16 protein-coding genes are annotated in these 19,256 nt (G+C 72.2%); 7 read left to right on the forward strand and 9 right to left on the reverse strand.

Annotated features, from left to right (window positions below):
• Position 1: 1 nt before the first annotated feature.
• Entirely contained in the window at positions 2-1,318 is a 1,317-nt protein-coding gene (locus ACFQUZ_RS00740) for a PspC domain-containing protein (RefSeq protein WP_377437466.1), read from the reverse strand.
• A gap of 129 nt (positions 1,319-1,447) precedes the next feature.
• Here ACFQUZ_RS00740 and ACFQUZ_RS00745 point away from each other — a divergent pair, with 129 nt between their 5' ends.
• The 3 genes from ACFQUZ_RS00745 to ACFQUZ_RS00755 all read left to right on the forward strand — a co-directional run bounded on the left by ACFQUZ_RS00745 (position 1,448) and on the right by ACFQUZ_RS00755 (position 5,151).
• A complete protein-coding gene (locus tag ACFQUZ_RS00745) occupies positions 1,448-3,208 on the forward strand; it encodes a PspC domain-containing protein (RefSeq protein ID WP_377436732.1) in 1,761 nt (586 codons plus the stop codon).
• The gene (locus ACFQUZ_RS00750) at positions 3,205-3,753 is read left to right on the forward strand and encodes a hypothetical protein (protein ID WP_377436733.1); all 549 of its coding nucleotides are present in this window, start codon (positions 3,205-3,207) and stop codon (positions 3,751-3,753) included. The genes ACFQUZ_RS00745 and ACFQUZ_RS00750 overlap by 4 nt, the downstream gene beginning before the upstream one ends.
• Before the next feature lie 150 nt (positions 3,754-3,903).
• Entirely contained in the window at positions 3,904-5,151 is a 1,248-nt protein-coding gene (locus ACFQUZ_RS00755; protein WP_377436735.1) for a phosphatidylserine decarboxylase, read from the forward strand.
• A 60-nt stretch (positions 5,152-5,211) separates the two neighbouring features.
• On the opposite strand, the gene ACFQUZ_RS00760 is transcribed toward ACFQUZ_RS00755, so the two are convergent.
• The 3 genes from ACFQUZ_RS00760 to ACFQUZ_RS00770 form a co-directional block, all read right to left on the reverse strand.
• A complete protein-coding gene (locus ACFQUZ_RS00760) occupies positions 5,212-6,213 on the reverse strand; it encodes a CDP-alcohol phosphatidyltransferase family protein (RefSeq protein ID WP_377436737.1) in 1,002 nt (333 codons plus the stop codon).
• Positions 6,214-6,479: 266 nt separating this feature from the next.
• Positions 6,480-7,388, reverse strand: a complete 909-nt coding sequence (locus tag ACFQUZ_RS00765; protein WP_377436738.1) for an NUDIX domain-containing protein — start codon at positions 7,386-7,388, stop codon at positions 6,480-6,482.
• Between the two features lie 177 nt (positions 7,389-7,565).
• Positions 7,566-8,513, reverse strand: a complete 948-nt coding sequence (locus ACFQUZ_RS00770; RefSeq protein WP_377436740.1) for an NUDIX domain-containing protein — start codon at positions 8,511-8,513, stop codon at positions 7,566-7,568.
• 146 nt (positions 8,514-8,659) lie between these two features.
• On the opposite strand from ACFQUZ_RS00770, the gene ACFQUZ_RS00775 reads away from it, so the two are divergent.
• Positions 8,660-9,013, forward strand: a complete 354-nt coding sequence (locus ACFQUZ_RS00775; protein WP_377436741.1) for a PspC domain-containing protein — start codon at positions 8,660-8,662, stop codon at positions 9,011-9,013.
• 6 nt (positions 9,014-9,019) lie between these two features.
• Here ACFQUZ_RS00775 and guaA read toward each other — a convergent pair whose 3' ends face one another.
• Positions 9,020-10,573, reverse strand: a complete 1,554-nt coding sequence (gene guaA / locus ACFQUZ_RS00780; RefSeq protein ID WP_377436743.1) for a glutamine-hydrolyzing GMP synthase — start codon at positions 10,571-10,573, stop codon at positions 9,020-9,022.
• Positions 10,574-10,584: 11 nt separating this feature from the next.
• On the reverse strand, positions 10,585-11,472 hold the full coding sequence (locus ACFQUZ_RS00785) for a bacteriorhodopsin (RefSeq protein WP_377436745.1): 888 nt from the start codon (positions 11,470-11,472) through the stop codon (positions 10,585-10,587).
• 147 nt (positions 11,473-11,619) lie between these two features.
• Here ACFQUZ_RS00785 and ACFQUZ_RS00790 point away from each other — a divergent pair, with 147 nt between their 5' ends.
• Both ACFQUZ_RS00790 and ACFQUZ_RS00795 read left to right on the forward strand, forming a co-directional pair.
• A complete protein-coding gene (locus ACFQUZ_RS00790; RefSeq protein ID WP_377436746.1) occupies positions 11,620-12,327 on the forward strand; it encodes a bacteriorhodopsin in 708 nt (235 codons plus the stop codon).
• Positions 12,324-13,397, forward strand: coding sequence for a Brp/Blh family beta-carotene 15,15'-dioxygenase (locus ACFQUZ_RS00795; protein ID WP_377436747.1), 1,074 nt, complete (start codon positions 12,324-12,326; stop codon positions 13,395-13,397). The genes ACFQUZ_RS00790 and ACFQUZ_RS00795 overlap by 4 nt, the downstream gene beginning before the upstream one ends.
• A gap of 12 nt (positions 13,398-13,409) precedes the next feature.
• Here ACFQUZ_RS00795 and ACFQUZ_RS00800 read toward each other — a convergent pair whose 3' ends face one another.
• Positions 13,410-15,116: an FAD-dependent oxidoreductase gene (locus ACFQUZ_RS00800; protein WP_377436749.1), complete on the reverse strand. Its 1,707-nt coding sequence runs from the start codon at positions 15,114-15,116 to the stop codon at positions 13,410-13,412.
• A gap of 196 nt (positions 15,117-15,312) precedes the next feature.
• On the opposite strand from ACFQUZ_RS00800, the gene ACFQUZ_RS00805 reads away from it, so the two are divergent.
• Positions 15,313-16,440: an LCP family protein gene (locus tag ACFQUZ_RS00805; RefSeq protein WP_377436750.1), complete on the forward strand. Its 1,128-nt coding sequence runs from the start codon at positions 15,313-15,315 to the stop codon at positions 16,438-16,440.
• 216 nt (positions 16,441-16,656) lie between these two features.
• Here ACFQUZ_RS00805 and ACFQUZ_RS00810 read toward each other — a convergent pair whose 3' ends face one another.
• Together ACFQUZ_RS00810 and ACFQUZ_RS00815 are read right to left on the reverse strand one after the other, a co-directional pair.
• A complete protein-coding gene (locus tag ACFQUZ_RS00810; RefSeq protein ID WP_377436752.1) occupies positions 16,657-18,105 on the reverse strand; it encodes a M1 family metallopeptidase in 1,449 nt (482 codons plus the stop codon).
• Positions 18,106-18,134: 29 nt separating this feature from the next.
• Positions 18,135-19,253 (reverse strand): GuaB3 family IMP dehydrogenase-related protein, encoded by a 1,119-nt coding sequence (locus ACFQUZ_RS00815; protein ID WP_377436754.1) that lies wholly within the window; start codon positions 19,251-19,253, stop codon positions 18,135-18,137.
• Positions 19,254-19,256: the final 3 nt, after the last annotated feature.

The following is a 19,256-nucleotide window of genomic DNA, read 5'->3' on the forward strand; positions in this document are numbered from 1 at the left end:
CCTACCTGTCCTTTCCGGCCGCGGCGCGATCCGGGGTGGGCAGCGTCAGCCGCACCTCGGTGCCGTCGCCCGGCTCGCTCCGGATCTCAGCCCGGCCGCCATGCCGGTCCATCCGACCAATGATCGAACCACGTACCCCGTGCCGATGATCCTCCACCGCCGTCGGGTCGAAGCCCGCCCCACGGTCCCGGACGAAGACGCTTATCTGGTCCGGCTCGACCTCAGCGTAGAGCGAGACCGTCTGCACCTTGGCATGCCGGGCCGCGTTCACCAGGGCCTCCCGGGCGGCGGCGATCAGGGCGTCCATCCGCTCGTCGGTTTCCCGGTCGCCCACGACGACCGCCTCGACGGTGATGGCGTACGTGTCCTCCACCTCCGCGGCCGCCTGTTCCAACGCCGCCGCCAGCCGCTCGTTGGGCGAGGCGGTCGGCTTGTAGAGCCAGTTGCGCAGCGACCGCTCCTGACCCCGGGCCAGTCGTTGCACCGTCTTCACGTCCCCGGCGTTCCGCAGGATCAACGCCAGCGTGTGCAGCACCTGGTCATGCACCATCGCCGCGAGTTCGGCCCGCTCCTGCTCCCGGATGCGCCCTTCGCGTTCGGCGCGGAGTTGGCTGTAGGTCCGCCACAGCACGGGCGCGACGACCACGCCGACACCGGCGAGGCCGACCATGGCGAAGATGACGCCGTTGAGCACCGCGTCGAAGTTCTCCCGGGGCGAGTAGACGGCCGCGACTCCGATGATCCCCACGGCCACCAGGACGCCACCACCGATGAACCGGAGCACGAAGGCCCGCCGGTCGTTCTCCTCGACCACCGCGCTCAGCCAGGGCACCGGCATCCGCTCGTGCAGCCCGCTGCGGCGCTCCGGTGCCGCCTGGTGCCAGACCACGCCGACCCCGATCGCGATGATCGCCACGAGCCAGCCGGCCGTGCTGGCCACGCCGACCGAGTCGAACAGCAGTACCTGGACCATGATCATCCCAAGGCCGATCGCCACGAAGGGCAGCAACTGCACCAGGTCCCGGCGGGGCGGCGGCCCGGCGGTGCCCGGCCGCAGCGGCACGACCGCCCAGAAAGCCGCGTACAGCAGCAGGCCGAGCCCGCTGAGGCTGAGCAGGACCACGAAGGCGATCCGTACGCGCAGCACCGAGATGCCCAGGTGCTGGGCGACCCCGGACGCCACGCCGGCCACCATGCGGTGGTCGCGCACCCGGTAGAGGCGGGGAGGCTCGGTCGCGATGCTGATCGCTGACTCCCTGGTCGTGAGCCGATGGGTCGGTCGACCCAGCCCGCGGGAATAGGACCACCGGCCGGGCATCTCGATGGTCACACGCCGTGCGGCGGGTGACCACGGGGACGCCCCGGAGCTTGTCCCCCGGCAATCTCAGGGTGGCGTCAGGGTCACCTCCTGAGGTCACGGGGCCCATGCCGGCGGGAGGATCGGGCCATGACCGACGAACCTGCCGTGCCCGGATCCGGCACGCCGGAGGGCGGTCGCCACCCGAGCGTTCCCGCCGCGCCGCGGCCGACGGCCGGGGGCGGACCGTCCGCCGCGCCGCCACCGCCCGGTGCGCCGCCACCGCCCGGCGCGCCGCCACCGCCCGGCGCGCCGCCACCGCCCGGCGCGCCGCCACGGCCCGGCGCCGGCGATCCGCCAGGATCGCCGCCCCATGCCTCCGGACCGCCGCTGGGCGGCGCCGGCTTCACCTCGCGGTACGGGCTGGTGCGACCCCGCGAGGGTCGCTACCTGGCCGGGGTGTGCGCCGCCATCGGTCGGGCCACCAACACCGATCCGGTGTTGTGGCGGGTGCTCCTCGCCGTGCTCGGTTTCTTCGGCGGCATCGGCATCCTTGTCTACCTGGCGGCCTGGCTGATCATCCCGGCCGAGGGTGACTCCGCATCACCGGTGGAGGCCATGCTCGGCCGCGGCCGGTCCAGCATGTCGCCGATCACGGTGCTCGTGCTGGGCGTCGTCGTCGCCGTGTTGTTCGGTCTGATCGTCACGGACAAGTTCCGCGCCGTCCTGCTCGGCGCCGCCATCCTCATCGTGGGTGCGCTACTGCTCAACCGGGATGGCGGCCGCGGCGCTCCCCCACCGGCCGACGCGACCCCGACCTACCCGCCGGCACCACCGGGTACGCCCTGGTCAGCGTCTGTTCCACCGGGTACGCCGGGAAGCCCGCCGTCGGCACACCCCGCGCCGGAGAGCGGCTATCCCGCGGCTCCGTCCGGGGACCCGGGCCGTGCGGCGGAACCGTCGAGCGGGGTGCCGCGCCTCGGTCCCGTCACCGCCACCGGAGCGCCGCACGCCGGCGGAACGCCGTCCACCGTGCCCCACCCGCTCGATTCAGCGGACCAGCTCAGCTATCCGGTCGGCATGTCGGCACCGACCACCGGCGCACCGGCTGGATACGGCGCCGCGACCTGGCCGGCTCCGGCGGCGCAGCCTCCGCCGGACTTCCCTGCCACGACACCGCTGGGACCGACCCTCGACCGTGGCTACCGCCCGGCCTTCGCCCCGCGCGGTCCATTCGCCTCGGCCACGACCGACAGATATCCACCGGTGCCGCCACCGGTAAAGCCGCCGAAGCCGCCGCGGGAGAGGTCGCCACTCGGCGCCGCCACCTTTTCGCTGATCTTCGTGGCGATCGGGGTGGTGGCCGTGCTCGACCTGATGAACGCGGTGCCGGTAGCACCCTCCGCGTACTTCTTCGCCGCGCTTGTCACCATCGCCCTCGGGTTGCTGGTAGGCACGTGGTTCGGTCGGGCCCGGTGGCTGATCGCGCTGGGGTTGGCCGCCGCGCTGGCGCTCGGCATCTCCACTCTCGCCGAGGTCGGCGGGCAGAACGCGAACGTGGGCAGCACCGCGGTCTGGATGCCGACCAGCGACGACGAGTTGGCGGACAGTTACACCAACGCGTTCGGGGACGCCACCCTGGACCTACGCCAGCTGGATTTCGCCGACCGGGACCGGGAGGTCGCGGTGACCGTCCACTTCGGCACGCTGCAGGTGCTGCTTCCGCCCACGGTGGACGCGACCGTGTCGACCGAGGTACGGGCCGGTGACGCCCAGGTGTTCCGGCATCAGTGGAGTGGCGTGGACGTCGGCACCCGTGAGGTGACCGACCTCGGTCCGGACGGCACCGGGGGCGGGAAGATCCGGCTGCGGCTGCGTGTCGACGCCGGCAACGTGGAGGTGCAGAGATGAAGGCCCACCGTACCGACATGGTGTCGTTCACCTTCGCGCTGATCTTCCTGGCGATCGCCGGATGGTGGCTGGTGGCGCAGTTGCTCAATCTCCGGGTTCCGGCGGTGGGGTGGTTCGTCGCCGGCGGGTTGATCGTGTTCGGCAGCCTCGGCCTGCTGGCCGCGCTGCGATCGGGTCGGGGCGGCGGCAACGGCCTCGCGCCGGCGGAGCCGGCTCCGCCACCGGTCGCCGACGGCGGCGGACCGGGCCTCGACGACGACCCCACCTGGCCCGGAGCGCCGGCCTTCCCGCCGGCTCCGGGTCCGACCCGGGCCGAGCCGCACACCGGGCCCGAGCCGTACACCACGACGGAGCCCGAAACCACGGCCGTGCCCTCCCCCACGACGGAGCCCGACACTACGGCCCTGCCCTCCCCCACGAGGGTGTCCGACGAGCTGGCCGAGCCCGATCCCACGCCCGGCCCGCACCCCACGACGGGGTCGCGTACGGCGGCCGACCCGGCCACGCTCGATCTCTCCAACGATCCATCCCAGCACCGGTCGTGACCAGGTCCGACACGGCCGGTACGTCGCGGGCACACCGGTCCCGCCTATGCTGACCCGGGGGGATCCTCCATCGGCCGGCCACGGCTGCCCTTCGGCAACCGCCGTCGCCGCCCTCCGCCAGCCCAGACCTTCCCGAGGAGCACGCCCGAGATGACCGAGTCCCCCGCCGTGCCCGGCACGCCCGGCCATGTGCGCGTCGGCGACCAGGCAGCCCGCTGCCTCACCGCCGAATTCGCCCGGCACCATGGACCGAAGAGCGGTCTTCTGGTGGGTGCCACCGCCGACTCCGCAGTGCTGGCGGCGGCGATCGACGGCCTGTTCCCCGGCGACACACTCACCGTCGTACCGGCCGGCTCGACCGACACCGACGAGCTGCGCGCGCATGTCACGGCGCAGGGTCGGTGGGTGGCGGACCGGGTGCGGGTGGTCGACGCGCTGGCCGAAGCCGACCCGGCGGACGTGGTGGTGTCGGCCGTGCCGTTCACCGGCACCGTCGAGCAGACCCGTGCCACGGTGGAAGCGTTGGTCAAGTACCTCACCGAGGGCGGTGTGCTCAGCGTCGCCGTGCCGGCCACGCCGGGTCGCACCGCGGGCGCGGCCGTCGAGTTCGACAGGCAGGCCGTGCTCTTCGGGGTCGGCTCCGATCTGATCGTCCGGCACCGGCCGCCGCTGCGGGTGCACCGGCTCCGGTACACCCCGGCGCCGGTCACCGCCGCCTCCCGGCTGGCTCCGGCCTACCGGCCGTCCAGCGTACCGCTGACCCGCGGCATGCACCTCGATTCCAACGGTCTGGCTGCGGCGGGCATCGCCCTCGGCCTGGCCGGCCTGGCCCGCCTCGCCCGCCCGAGGTCCCGGCTCTGGATGCTGCCGGCCCTGGCCGCCGCTCCGGTGGCGGCGTTCTTCCGCGATCCCGAGCGGGACGTCCCGGAGGATCCGGCGGCGATCGTCGCGGCGGCCGACGGGCAGGTTCTGTCCGTGCAACACCTGCACGACCAGCGTTTCGGTGACGGCGAATTCCTCCGGGTCGCGGTCTTCCTCTCGGTGTTGGATGTGCACGTCAACCGGTCGCCGGTGGCCGGCAAGGTGGTCGACTACTTCGTCGCCGACGGCGGCTTCGCGGCGGCGATGCGACCCGACGCCGAGCACAACGTCGCGGCGTACACGGTGCTCGACACGGATCGTGGCACCGTGGTGGTGGCGCAGCGTACCGGCCTGATCGCCCGCCGCATCGTGCAGCGGGCGCCGATCGGCGCGCTACTGGCCAAGGGAGAGCGGTTCGGGCTGATCCGCTTCGGCTCCCGCACGGACGTGTACCTGCCCGCCAACGCGGCAGACCCGTTGGTCGCCCCCGGTGACAAGGTGGTCGGCGGCTCGACGGTCATCGCCCGCTGGCGCTGAACCCGCGTAGGCGACGGGCGCCCGATCTGCGGGCGCCCGTCGGATACGTGGTCGCGGAGGTCAGGCGGTACGCCGCTGACGCAGCCACAGCAGCGGCCCGCTGACCAGGTAACCCACCACCACGAGGGCGAAGGTGAGGCGCGCGTCGATAAGCGCGCCGACCACCGGCACGACCCACAGCCACGGCGGCAACTTGATCAACCTGGCCAGCTTGGCGTACGGGAAGCTGGAGACCATCGCGAACGCCAGCAGGCCGACACCGGCGACCTGGACGATGCCCGGCGCCGGAAGGCCGATCAGCACCGCCAGGGCGAGCACCGCGGCCGCCATGGTGGTCGGCACACCGCAGAAGAACCGGCCATCCTTCGGAGACACGTTGAACCGAGCCAGCCGGATCGCCGCGCACGCGGCCACCAGGGCACACGCCACCGCTGCCGCGGCCGTGGAGACGGAGCCGGCGAGCGAGGCGTACACCACCACGGGGGCCGCGAGGCCGAACGAGCACATGTCGGCCAGCGAGTCCATCTGGGCACCGAACGGGCTGGCCACGCCGAGCCGGCGAGCCAATGCGCCGTCCAGTCCGTCGAACACCACGCAGGCGATGAGACAGCCGGCGGCCACCCGGACCTCGCCCTGCATGGCCATGAAGATCGCCAACATCCCCAGCATGAGGCTGGCCAGCGTGCAGGCGTTGACCAGGGCGAAACGCAGCCGACGGGCGACCGTACGGTCGCCGGGGAGCAGCGGGATGGTGCGCGTCGGGCCCGACTCGTCGACGGGCACGGTGGGACCGACCGCCGGGCTCACCGGCAGGACCGGCTCCACCACCGGGTCGATCATCCGGTTCTGGCGGTACCGACCGCCGAGGCGGTGCGTTTCGTCGGGGTAGTAGCTGGAGACGAGACCGGCGTCATCGCCGCTCTCGTGGGCTCGCCGTCCGACCCGGACCAGGAGCACCTGGCGGGCGAACGCCCCGCTACGTCGCAGACCACCTGTCCACCGACGCCCGCCGGGTCGCGGGCTGTCCGCCGCGCGACGCCGACGCCATGGGGATCTCGGCACGTTTCCTCCATCACCGGTGCGACTGGTCCCGCCCCCACGCGGGCCGCCCGGCTGTCTCCGCCACGCCAGCGGGCGTGGCAACGGTTCAGGCGGCCTACACCATCGCACAAACCGGACCGGTTGGCGACAGCGGTCAGCGGCACTTTCTCCCGCAAACAGGACAGGAAGCCTGAATTATTCCTCTATGGGGATGTAACACGTGTCTTCCGGACGACCTAAGTGCTGAGTCTACCGGTTCCATCCAAAGCGGTAAGCGTTCAAGCGCCTTATGTGGTATATAGGCGGATTGTCCGGGCAGCCACGCCGGTCAGCGGCAGCGTCCCCACCTCTGGCCGCGACACCCACGCCGCCCGCGCGGTCGAGCCACCGGCCGCCTCGATCACCCGCGCCTCGGTCGGCGAATCGACGGCCACCCGATAGACCACGCGCACGGCGTGCCAGTCGACCGGATACCCCTCCGGCCCCACGGCCGCCGGGTTGTGCGTGTGGTCCACCTCAAGCAACTCCATCACCCTGCCGAGCTGTCCGGTCTCCTCCACCAGCTCGCGCAGCAACGCCGGAACCGGTTGCTCGCCGTGGTCAGTACCGCCACCCGGCAGGTGCCACCGGCCCGCCCCGGGATAGCCGTCGGCGATCTGGGTCAGCAACACCCGGTCCGCCGGGTCCGTCACCAGCCCGTACGCCCCGAACCGCTGCCCCCGCCGAGGCGGCGCCGGTGCCAGCGGTCGGGGCGGCCGGTCGATCGCGGGATCCGGCAACGGCCCCACCGGACGACCCAGCAGCTCCGCGGTGAACGGCATCAGCGGCAGCCCGGCCAGCTCGTCCTCGGTGAGCCAGGAAGCCAGATCCGTGGTGCCGGTCCGCTCGACTGCCAGCATCCCCCCGGCCACCTCGACGTCGTACACGATGCGGTCCATGTGCCACTCCACGCCGAGGTCGGCGACGCGCCGGACCTCGGCGATGGCCGTCCGGGGTCGCAACGGGCGCACGGCGAGCCCGGTTTCCTCGGCGAACTCGCGGACCAGCGCGGCGGCGGGATGCTCACCGTGCGCCAGACCACCGCCGGGGATCTGCCATACACCGGGAAAGTCCGCGTCGGCCGCCGCCCGGACCAGCAGCACCCGCCCCCCAACGCGGCACAACCCGTACGCCCCGATCCGTCGCCGCCGTTCCACCGCTCCGCCCCCTGATCATGAGGCTAACCTCCCGCACTCCGGCATGCGGGACAGGGGCCCTTTGCCAAATTGATCAAGAGTTTCGCGTCAGGTATCCGCGAGAATCTGACGCGAAACTCTTGATCAACGGGAGTGAAGGCAGTGCGGGTCAACGGGAGTGAAGGCAGTGCGGGGGTGTCAGCGGAGGTGGGCGGCCCGGACGGCCTCCAGCGTCACCTCGGTCAGCTCGTCGACCGGCAGGGCGGCGAGTTCCGCCGGGCCGAACCAGCGCGCGTCGCAGGTGGATCCGCCGACATCGACGACCGACAACGGCGTCGGCCGGTCGATCGCCACCCGGTAGAACGCCCGGACCCCGTGCCAGTCGATCGGGTATCCCTCCGGCCCCAGCGAGGCGGCGTCCCGGTGACTGGCCACGCCGAGTAACTCCACCAGCCGCCCCCGCTGACCCGTCTCCTCAACCAGTTCCCGGATCAACGCCGGACCGGGTTGCTCACCGTAATCAGTGCCACCGCCGGGCAGATGCCATCGACCTGCCCCCGGGTAGCCCGGGGCGATCCGGGTGAGCAGCACCCGCCCGGCCGGATCGGTCGCCACCGCGTACGCGGCGAAGCGCTGCGCCCGGTGCAGGCCATCCGGACCCGGGACGGCGTAGAACGAGGGGAAGTCCGGCGTCTCGTCCGGGCAGAGGTCGATCGGGGCGGCCGGCAGGCCCAGCGCCCGGGCGGTGAACGGGCGCAATGGCAGCGACCGAGCGTCGGCCAGGCTGACCCACCGGGCGAGGTCGGTAGGGCGCCCGATCCGGTCGCAGAGGCTACCGCCCCGCACCGAGACCTGGTACAGCAAGCGATCGGTGTGGATGGTGATCCCCCGGTGCGGCATGGCTCGCATGTCGGCCAGCACGTCGGAGAGACCCGCGACGGTGACCGACAGCCCTGTCTCGGCGGCGGTTTCCCGGACCACCGTGTGATGCGGGTCCTCACCGTGGTCGACAGCGCCGCCCGGCAGCGACCAGACCCCCGGGGTGCCGGACCGGGGGGAGGCGCGGACCAGCAGGACGCGGCCCTGTGGGTGGCGGCAGAGGGCGTATGCCGCGATCTTGCGAAGCGGCTCCAGCGCGATGGTCACGAGTCTGAATTCTCCCCGTCCGGGGCCGGTCGGCCACGATGTGAGTCGGATTCCTGACATCAGCATCGCCCTCAGGGGAGGGATCAGGGTATTGATCCGGGCCCTCACCGAGGCGGTGGACCCATGCCGCGCGGACCGTGGAGAGCATGACGCAGATGCCTCCCCCGCAGCCCCCGTACCGCCAACTCCGCCGCCCAACCACCGACCGCATGATCGCCGGTGTGGCCAGTGGGGTGGGCCGCTACTTCGACGTCGATCCCACCCTGATCCGGGTGATCTTCGCCGTGGCCGGCCTGCTCACCGCGGGCGTCGCCCTGCTCGCGTACCCGATCATGTGGTTCCTGATGCCCGAGGAGCCGGCGGACGCGCCCGCCTGGCCGCACCGGACGGGCGCCGCGCCGGGCTGGCCGCACCGGACGGGCGCCGAACCCGGCAGGCCGCCGTCAGCTACCGGCGCTCGACCGGACCCGCCGGCCGACACGCCACCGCACGCCGCCTGAGAACGGTCACTCCCACTCGATGGTGCCCGGCGGCTTGCTCGTCACGTCCAGAACCACCCGGTTGACCTCGGCCACCTCGTTGGTGATCCGGGTCGAGATACGCGCGAGGACGTCGTACGGCAGGCGGGACCAGTCCGCCGTCATGGCGTCCTCACTGGACACCGGCCGCAGCACCACCGGGTGACCGTAGGTGCGGCCGTCGCCCTGCACCCCCACGCTGCGCACGTCGGCGAGCAGCACCACGGGGAACTGCCAGACGTCCCGGTCCAGTCCGGCCGCCGTCAGCTCCTCGCGGGCGATCAGGTCCGCGGCGCGCAGCACCGCCAGCCGGTCCCGGTCGACGGCGCCGATGATCCGGATCGCCAAGCCAGGTCCGGGGAACGGATGCCGCCAGATCATCGCCTCCGGCAGACCGAGGCTCAGTCCGATCGTCCGCACCTCGTCCTTGAACAGCGTGCGCAGCGGCTCGACCAGGGAGAACTTCAGGTCCTCCGGAAGGCCGCCGACGTTGTGATGCGACTTGATGTTCGCGGTGCCGGTCCCGCCACCGGACTCCACCACGTCCGGATAGAGCGTGCCCTGCACCAGGAACTCGACGTCCCCGTGCGCGGCGATCTCCCGGGCCGCCGCCTCGAACACCCGGATGAACTCCCGACCGATGATCTTGCGCTTGAGTTCGGGGTCGCTGACCCCGGTCAGGGCGTCCAGGAACCGGTCGGCGGCATCGACCACCTTCAGCTTGATCCCCGTGGCCGCCACGTAGTCCTTCTCCACCTGCTCCGCCTCGCCGGCCCGCAGCAGGCCGTGGTCGACGAACACACAGGTGAGCTGGTCCCCCACCGCCTCGTGTACCAGCGCCGCGGCGACCGCCGAGTCCACGCCGCCGCTCAGGCCGCAGATGACCTCCTTGTCCCCCACCTGCTCGCGGATCCGGGCCACCTGCTCGTCGATGATGTTCCGCGCGGTCCAGGTGGGCTCGACGCCCGCCACGTCGTACAGGAAGCGGCGCAGCATCTCCTGGCCGTGCGCGGTGTGGCCCACCTCGGGATGGAACTGCACCCCCGCCCGGCGACCGACGAGGTCCTCGAAGGCGGCGACCGGCGCGCCGGCCGACTCGGCGGTCACCGTGAACCCGGCCGGCGCCTCCGTGACGCAGTCCCCGTGGCTCATCCACACCGGCAACTCGGCGGGCAGGTCGCGGAGCAGCGCACCCGCCTCCGGGCGGGTCCGTAGCTGGGTGCCGCCGTACTCGCGGTTGCCGGTGTGGGACACGGTGCCACCGAGGGCCTGGGCCATCGCCTGGAACCCGTAGCAGATTCCGAAGACGGGCACCCCGGCGTGGAGGACCCCCGCGTCGATCCGCGGCGCATCCGGGGCGTACACGCTGGCCGGGCCGCCGGACAGGATGATCGCCGCCGGGTCCCGGGCCAGCATCTCGGCGACCGGCATGGTGTGCGGCACGATCTCCGAATAGACCCGCGCCTCCCGCACCCGGCGGGCGATCAACTGGGCGTACTGGGCTCCGAAGTCCACCACCAGGACCGGACGAGGCGTGCTCATGGTCGGGGATCCTACCGACCGCCACCGGTCGGGCCGCGTCCGCCGCGACGGTCCGTGACGCCGACTGCGTCCGTGCCGCCGACCGCGTCCGTGATGCCGCCCCGGGGCAGCGAAACCTCGTCGTCGAGAGCGGGTCCGTACCCCTCGGCGACACTCACCCGACGAGCGATGATCCCGAGCAGTACGCCGTACACCACCTTCGAGACGATGTCGGCCACCGTGTAGGTGATCTGCCGGGCCACCACGCCGTCGGCCGTGTCCCACATGGCCGGCATCAGATACGCCCCGGGATAAAGCATCCAGGAGACCAGCACCAGCCACCAGACCATCCGGGCCGTCCCGCGCGCCGACTCGGGCAGCCGGCCCAGGTTGCCGAAGATCACCTTGGCCACCAGGGCGAGCAGCAGCACGAAGAATGCCGTACTGACCAGGCCCCACACCCAGAACGGGGCGTTCCGCTCGACCTCGTAGAACTGTCCGGCGTACCCGGTGTAGACCATGGCCAGACCGCCGACCACGAACGTCACCCAGGCCCGGTGGAACCGGCGACCAGTGACCCCCATGACGACAAGCAGTTGGATCAGCAGCACCGGTACGTCAATCGACCAGTTGACGTACCGGTATCCGTTCGAGAACAGCGTGCCGGACTGGACGAAGGCGCTGCCGTCCCAGCGGAAGGCGGTCACCCACCGCTGGTAGAGCAGGAAGAGTTCGAAGAACGCGGAGATCATCACGACGGCGGACAGCACCGACGAGAACCGGTACCGCGGGGCGATGGAGCCGCGGGTGGCCAGGAAGTAGACCAGCCCGGCCGCCATCACGGCGAAACCCAGGCTGAGGACGTGAGAGACCAGGGTGTACTGGTCCACGTTGTACGAGAAGGTGTTCTCGAAATTCACAATTGCCTCCGTGTGGCGCACCTTTTATGGCAAATGCAATGCTTCGCCCGTTTACCCTATGTGGGGCGGCTCTGGGGACGGCCACGATCACCCATCTCCGGCCGGCGGTGACCGGCGTCCGCAGTTCGGAATCGGCGAGGAGCTGAGATGACCGGCGCGTGGCTGTGGGGCTACGTCTCCGCCATGGCGGCCGGGGCGCTCCTCTTCCTGCGCTGGTCGGCCAGCCCGAAAGGGGTCCCCGCGGTCGAGTACCGGGTGGCGATCGCCGTCCCGGTCTGGTCCGGCCTGTGGTACGCGGTGATGGCCCTCGGTGGCGGCCAGGTCGACGGCGACGGCCATCCGGTCTACTGGGCGCGCTACGTCGACTGGTCGGTGAGCGCCTCGCTGCTGCTGACGGCGCTGGCCCTCACCGCGACGCACGCGCTGCCCCATCGCCACCCCCGGCTGCTGGTGGCGCTGGTCGGGGCGAACCTGGCCATGATCCTCAGCGGCCTGCTCGGCGATCTCGCCACCGACCCATGGCCGCAGTACCTGTTCTTCGGCCTGGGCGCCCTGGGCCTGCTCGCCATCCTCGCCCTGATCTACGGCCCGCTCCGTGCCGTGGCCCGGCGCCAACCTCACCGGCTCTACCGGGCCTACCGCGAGGCGGCGCTGCTGCTCGGTGGGCTGTGGCTCGGCTATCCGGTGATCTGGCTGCTCGGGCCCTCCGGAGTCGGGATGCTCGGCGGCACCGCCGACACCGCCCTGTTCGTCCTGCTGTCCATCGCCTCCAAGGTGGGTTGGGGTGCCCTCGACCTCGCCCGCCTCCGCGAGCTGGGCGCGCGGGGCGAACTCCCGCTCGGAGGTTCCCCGTGACCGCCCCGGCCGCTGACGACGCCGCCCGCACCGAACCCAGCACCCCCGGCGCCGGAGCCAGCTCGGCTCACCCGACGCGGCCCGCCCAGCCGGACCGGTACGGCGCACCGCGTCCCGTCCACACCACCCTGGTGCTCGTCAGGACCGGCACCGCGTCCCTGCTGGCCGCGCTCGCGCTGCTCGCGTCGACCCCCGCCCTGCCCCGGTACGACCAGGCCGCGTCGACGGCGTACCTCCTCGCCGGGCTGCTCCTCGGCCTGCCACACGGGGCGGTCGACCACCTCGTGCCCGCCTGGCTGGCCACCCGGGCCCGCCCGCTGTCCGTCCGCCTGGCGGTGCCGCTCGGGTACGCCATGGTCGCCGCGCTGTCCCTGGCGGCGTTCCGCGCCGCGCCGACCTCGGCGTTGCTCGCGTTCCTCGCGCTGTCCATCGCCCACTTCGGCGCCGCCGACGAGGCGTTCCACGCCGAGCGGGCCGGGCGGCCCATCCGATACTCCGCCGTCGGGGTGCTCGCCCGGGGCGGACCGCCGGTGGTCTTCCCGCTGGCCCTGTGGCCCGGCGCCGTCGACCCGTTGCTCGCGAGGATCGCACCCGGCGTTCCCGCGCTGCTCACCGCCGAAGTTCGGTCGCTCGCCGGGGCCTGCGTACTGGCAGCGGTCGCGCTGACCGCCCTGCGGGAGTTCCGGGCGGGCCGGCGGACCGAGGCGGGGGAGCCGATCCTGCTGGGGCTGCTGTTCGCCGCCGCGCCACCCGCGCTGGCCCTCGGCACCTACTTCGCCACCTGGCACTCGGCGCGGCACGTCGCTCGGCTGTTGCACAACGACCCCGCCAGCCGCGCGGACCTGGCCGCCGGTCGCCTCGGGCCGCCGGCACGCCGCTTCGCCCGACGGGCGGCGCTGCCCAGCCTGGCCGTGGTCGCCGTCCTGGCGGCACTTGCCGGTTTGCCGGGCAGTCCCGCCGATCCGTTACCGGCCACCGTCGCCGTGCTGGCGGCTCTCACCGTCCCGCATGCCGCGCTGGTGGCCTGGATGGATCGGTGGGCGTCACCGCTGGCTGATCCGGCTCCGTGACGGCTCGGCCGGTCAGCGGAGAGCGCCCGGGGCGTCCGCCGGCACGGCCGGCCGGCTGGGCGGGACCGGCGCGATCCGTTGGTACGCCTCGTCGAGCGGCGGGCGAGGATCCGGCTCCCCCCGGTTGGGCCAGAACGCCATCGCCCGCTCGGCCTGGGCGGTGATCGTCAGCGAGGGGTTGACCCCGAGGTTCGCGCTCACCGCCGCCCCGTCCACCACGTGCAGCCCGGGGTGTCCGAAGACCCGGTGGTACGCGTCGACCACCCCGTCGGCCGGCGACGTGCCGATCACCGCCCCACCCAGGATGTGCGCCGTCACCGGCACGTTGAACGGCTCGGTGACCGACCCCCCGGGCACCCCACCGATCTCATCGGCGAGCAGCCGGGCCGCTCGGTTGCCGGCCGGGATCCACGTCGGGTTGGGTGCCCCGTGCCCCTGGCTGGCGACCAGCCGGCGACGGCCCAGCCAGCCGCGCCGGAAGGACGTGGTCAACGAGTTGTCCGCCGACTGCATGACGAGAGCGATCACCGTACGCCGGGACCAGTCACGCACCGAGATCATCCGCAGTGCGTGACCTGGCTGCCGGAACAGCCCGATCAACCAGCGACGCAGCCGGTGGGGTCCGCCGTCGACAAGTGTCGACTGCAACAGACCCATGAGGTTGGCACCGCGGCCGTACCGGACGGGCTCGATGTGGGTCTGCGGATCCGGGTGGAAGCTGCTGGTGATCGCCACCCCGTCGGTGAAGTCGAGATCGCGGGCCCGGGCCGCCGACCGGGAGACCGAGGCACCGAGGATGGACTCCGAGTTGGTCCTGGTCAACGTCCCGAGGGTGCCGGACAACCGGGGCAGCACGCCGGTCGCGCGCATCCGGTGCAGCAGCCGCTGGGTGCCGAGCGCACCTGCGGCGAAGACGACCTGTTCGGCGTGGAAGGTCCGCCGGCGGCGGCGGAGCAGGCCACCGGTGCGTACCGTCTCCACCCGGTAGCCGGCGCCGTCGGCGGCCGGGCGCACCGCGGTGACCGTGGTCAGCGGATGTACCGTGGCACCGAGCCGCTCGGCCAGCCACAGGTAGTTCTTCACCAGGGTGTTCTTCGCGCCGTGCCGGCAACCTGTCATGCAGGCACCGCAGTGCAGACAGCCGGTGCGGTCCGGTCCCGCGCCGCCGAAGTAGGGGTCCGGGACCACCTCTCCCGGCCGGCCGAGGTGCACCCCGACCGGGGTCGGGTGGAACGTGCCACCGACTCCCATCCGGTCGGCCACCGCGCGCATCGCCCGATCCGCGCTTGTGGTCATCGGGTACGTGGTGACACCGAGCATCCGTTTCGCCTGGTCGAAGTGCGGGGCCAACTCGCTGCGCCAGTCGGTGATGTCGCGCCACTGGGGGTCTGCGTAGAACGCGTCCAACGGCTCGTAGAGCGTGTTGGCGTAGACAAGCGAACCGCCACCCACCCCGGCGCCGGAGAGCACCAGCACCTTCGCCGCGCTGCCAGCCCGCCGCCCGGCGGCGCGCAACAGGGTCATCCGCTGGATGCCGTACCAGCCGAGCACCGGAGCCCAGAGGAACCGACGGGCGCGCCAGGAGGTCTCGGGGAACTCGTCGTCGGCGAACCGTCGACCCGCCTCCAGGACCCCGACCGTGTAGCCCTTCTCGGCCAACCGGAGGGCGCTCACGCTGCCGCCGAACCCGGAGCCGATCACCACCACGTCGTACCGCATGGCCCATCATTACCGACCGGTAGCTCTGACGCCACGGTCCATGAAAGATCATCAGATACGCTGCCGCCCCGGGCAACCCTCGACGCCCGCCGATGCGTCTCTACCGGTGCGAGCAACCCATCGGCGCCGCCACCGCCCGGTGTGGTTCACCCCTCGGCGCGACCCGCCCGTCGGCGCGGGTCAGGAAGGACAGGTCGTGCCGGACACCCCACGCGGCGGGCCGGGACGGCGACGGCTGATCCGGCTCGGCGTCGGCCTCGCCGCCCTCCTCCTGCTCGGCGTGGGCACCGTCGGCGTACTCCGGTCACGTCACACCGGCGGGAACACCCCGACCGGCGATCCGGCCGCGGGCGGCACCCCCTCGGCAGCACCGTCCACATCGCCCAGTCCCACGCCCGAGCCCGGCGCCGACATCACCGGACCCCTCACCCTCCTGCTGGTCGGCGTGGACACCCGGATCAGCGTGCCCGGCTGGGAGCCACACGCCGACGCGGTGCTGGTGCTCCACGTCGCCCGCGGCCTCGACCGCGCGTACCTGTACTCACTCCCCCGCGACCTGGTGGTGGACATCCCGGCGTTCGCACCGGCCCGGTTTCCGGGGCAGCGCACCAAGCTGACCCATGCCATGAGCTACGGGAGCCGGGTGCCCGGCCGCCGCGACTCGCCGGATCCCGCCCAGGGCTTCCGGCTGCTGGAACAGACGGTGCTCCGATACACCGGCATCAAACGCTTCGACGCCGGCGCGGTGCTCACCTTCGGCGGCCTGACGAAACTGGTGGACGCCGTCGGCGGCGTGGACCTCACCATCGACCAGCGGGTCGTCTCCAAGCACCGGCGGCCGGACGGCAGCCACCGGAAGCTGGTCGGTGGCGACTACGTCGGTCCGCAGATGGTCTATCAGCCCGGCCCCCGGCACCTGGTGGGGTGGCAGGCCCTCGACTACGCCCGCCAGCGCTACATCACCGGCGGCGACTACTCCCGGCAACGGCATCAGCAGCAGCTCATCAAGGCGCTGGTGGCGAAGATGCTGGATCAGGGGCTGGCCCGCGACGCCGAGCGACTGGAGGCCGTGGTCAGGTCCCTCGGCGACGCGCTCATCCCGGTCACCGGCGGCCGCCGGATCATCGATTTCGGGTACGCGTTGAGCCGCCTGCCACCCGCCGCCATCACCCTGGTCAGCCTGCCCGGCCACGGCGTCGGCCGCGGCGCGGGCTATCGCGGTGAGGCCCTCGACGCGATCGGTGTCCAGTTCCTCGCCGAGCTGCGCGCCGGCCGGGCGGACGCCTTCCTGACCGCCCACCCGGAGCTGGTCGTCAAGGACTGACAGCGGGGCCGGTGCACGACGGCGCCGTCTCGACCGGGTTGCTCGCCGGCGGGGCGGTCATCGGCCTGGTCGGTGCCGGTCCGACGCTGATCGTGGCGGGCGCCGCCCAGGGCGTCGCGGGGCCCCTTATGGGTCGCTATGGTGGGAAAGTATCACAAATTTGTGGCCACACTGCCCGTCCCGAGGCCGGGCTTGCGGCTGCCGTGACCGCTGGGGTCAAAGCGGCTTCGGGGCGGGCGGCTTCGTGGTGCCGTACAACCAGGCGTCGAAGAGCTTGTCCAACTGCTTGCCGGAGATCCGCTCCGCCTCGGCGATGAACTCGTCGGTGGTCGCGTAACCGTCCCGCTTCGCCGCGGTCCACGCCTTGAGGAACCGGAAGAACGCGTCGTCCCCGATCGCCACCCGCAACGCGTGCACGGTCATCCCGCCACGTTGGTAAACGGAGCCGCTGAACAGGCGTTCCGAGCCCGGCTTGCCCGGCGGCACGGTCCATATCGCGTCCCGGGACCGGTCGTACGCGTTGCTGAACTCCCGCGCCGCGGTGGACCGGCCGTCGTGCTCCGCCCACAGCCACTCGGCGTACGTCGCCAGCCCCTCGTTCAACCAGATGTCCTGCCACCGTCGCAACGCGACACTGTTGCCGAACCACTGGTGGGCCAGTTCGTGCGCCACCACGTCAGGGTTCTCGCCCTGCCGGAAGAAGGCCACCGAATAGACCGGGCGGCTCTGCGTCTCCAACGCGTACCGGATCCGGTCGTCGGTGATCACCACACCGCCGTACGCGGAGGCCGGGTACGGCCCGAAGACCGTCTCCAGGTAGTCGGCGACCTTTGTGGTGGCGGCGATGGACCGATCGCTCGGACCCCCCTTGGGCAGGTCGGCGCTGATCGCGCTGAACACCGGGCGGCCCTTGTGCTCGCCGGTGGTCACCCGGTACTTGCCGATCACCACGGTGCTCAGATAGCTGGCCATCGGCACCGGCTCGTCCCAGGACCAGGTGGTCCAGCCGGCCTCGGCGCGCTTTCCGGCGGGTTTGCCGTTGCTCACCGCCACCAGACCGTCCGGAACGGTGATCTCGTACCGGTACTGCGCCTTGTCGGACGGGTGGTCGTTCACCGGGAACCAGGTGCTCGCGGACTCCGGCTGGCCGAGCGCGATCCCCCCGTCCGAGGTGTGCAGGAAACCACCCGAGCCGAGCGTCTCGTTCTCCAGCGGGGCCGGTTTGCCGCCGTACCCGATCTCGGCGGTGAAGCCCTCGCCGGCGACCAACCCCGCGGCCGGCGTGACCACCAGTTCGTTGCCCTCGCGGGCGTGCTTGGCCGCGGCGCCGTTCACCGTCACCGAGCGCACGGTCAGCCCTGCCAGGTCCAGGTTGAACCGGGCCAGGTTCTCGGTGGCGTTGGCCTCGATCCCGGCGGTGCCGGTGAGTTCGTCGGTCGCCGGATCGTATTTGACCTTGAGGTCGTACCGCACCACCTCGTACCCGCCGTTGCCGTAGGACGGGAAGTAGTCGTCACCGGCTCCCGCCGCTCCCGTCACAAAGTCGCGGCTCGGCTCGGCCGCCGGTGTCGACGACGACGGCCCCGGCGACTCGTCCGACGTGCACCCGGTCACCCCGAGCGCCACGGCCAGCAGCAGGCCGACCGCACGCCTTGACGCACCCATCTCTCATCCCCCCGTGTGCCGGAGCCCGGTCAGCGGTCCAGCACCATGCCGACCCGCTGGAACTCCTTGAGGTCCCGGTAGCCGCACTTGGCCATGGCCCGACGCAGACCGCCGAACAGGTTGAGTTGGCCGTCCGGCTGGTCGGCCGGACCATACAGCAGCTTCTCCATCGAACCGAGCGGCTCGTGGGCGACACCGAAGGCCCCCCGCGGCAGCGATGGGTGGCTGGCCGCCGAGTGCCACCACGCCCCGCCCGCCGGCGCCTCCGCGCACCGGGACAGCGGCTCGCCGAGCATCACCGCGTCGGCGCCGCAGCCGAGCGCCTTCGCGATGTCGCCCGAGGTGCGCAGGTCACCGTCGGCGATCAGGTGCACGTACCGGCCGCCGGTCTCGTCCAGGTAGTCCCGGCGGGCGGCAGCCGCGTCGGCGATGGCGGTGGCCATCGGCACCCGGATCCCGAGCACCGACTCCGTGGTGGACCATTCGTCCCCGCCCACCCCGACGATCACGCCGGCCGCGCCGGTCCGCATCAGGTGCAGCGCGGTCTTGTAGTCGGTGCAGCCACCCGCCACGACCGGCAGATCGAGGTCGGCGATGAACTCCTTGAGATTGAGCGGCTCGTCGGTGGTGGAAACATGCTCGGCGGAGACGAGCGTGCCCTGGATGACCAGGATGTCCACGCCGGCGTCCAGGATCACCGGAGCCAGCGCCAGCGTGTGCTGGGGCGACACCCGCACGGCCACCGTGCCGCCGCCGCCCCGCAACTCGCGTACCCGCTCGGCGATCAGCTCCGGCCGGATCGGCTCCGCGTAGATCTCCTGCAACCGCCGGGTCGCCGGGGCGTCCTCGCCGAGCCCGGCGAGCTCCTCGAAGATCTTGGTGGGGTCCTCGTACCGGGTCCACAGTCCTTCGACGTTCAGCACGCCGAGCCCGCCGAGTCGGCTGAGGCTGGCGGCCGAGGAGGGGCTCATCGTGGCGTCGGACGGGTGACCGAGGCAGGGAATGCCGAACTCGTACGCGTCGAGCTGCCAGGCGGTGGAGACGTCGTCGACGTCCCGGGTGCGGCGGCTCGGCACGATCGCGATGTCGTCCAGGTGGTAACCGCGCTGCGCGGTCTTGCCCAGCCCGATCTCGACCACGTCACGCATGAG

Source organism: Plantactinospora sp. GCM10030261 (genome assembly GCF_042666615.1).
Lineage (GTDB): Bacteria > Actinomycetota > Actinomycetes > Mycobacteriales > Micromonosporaceae > KBS50.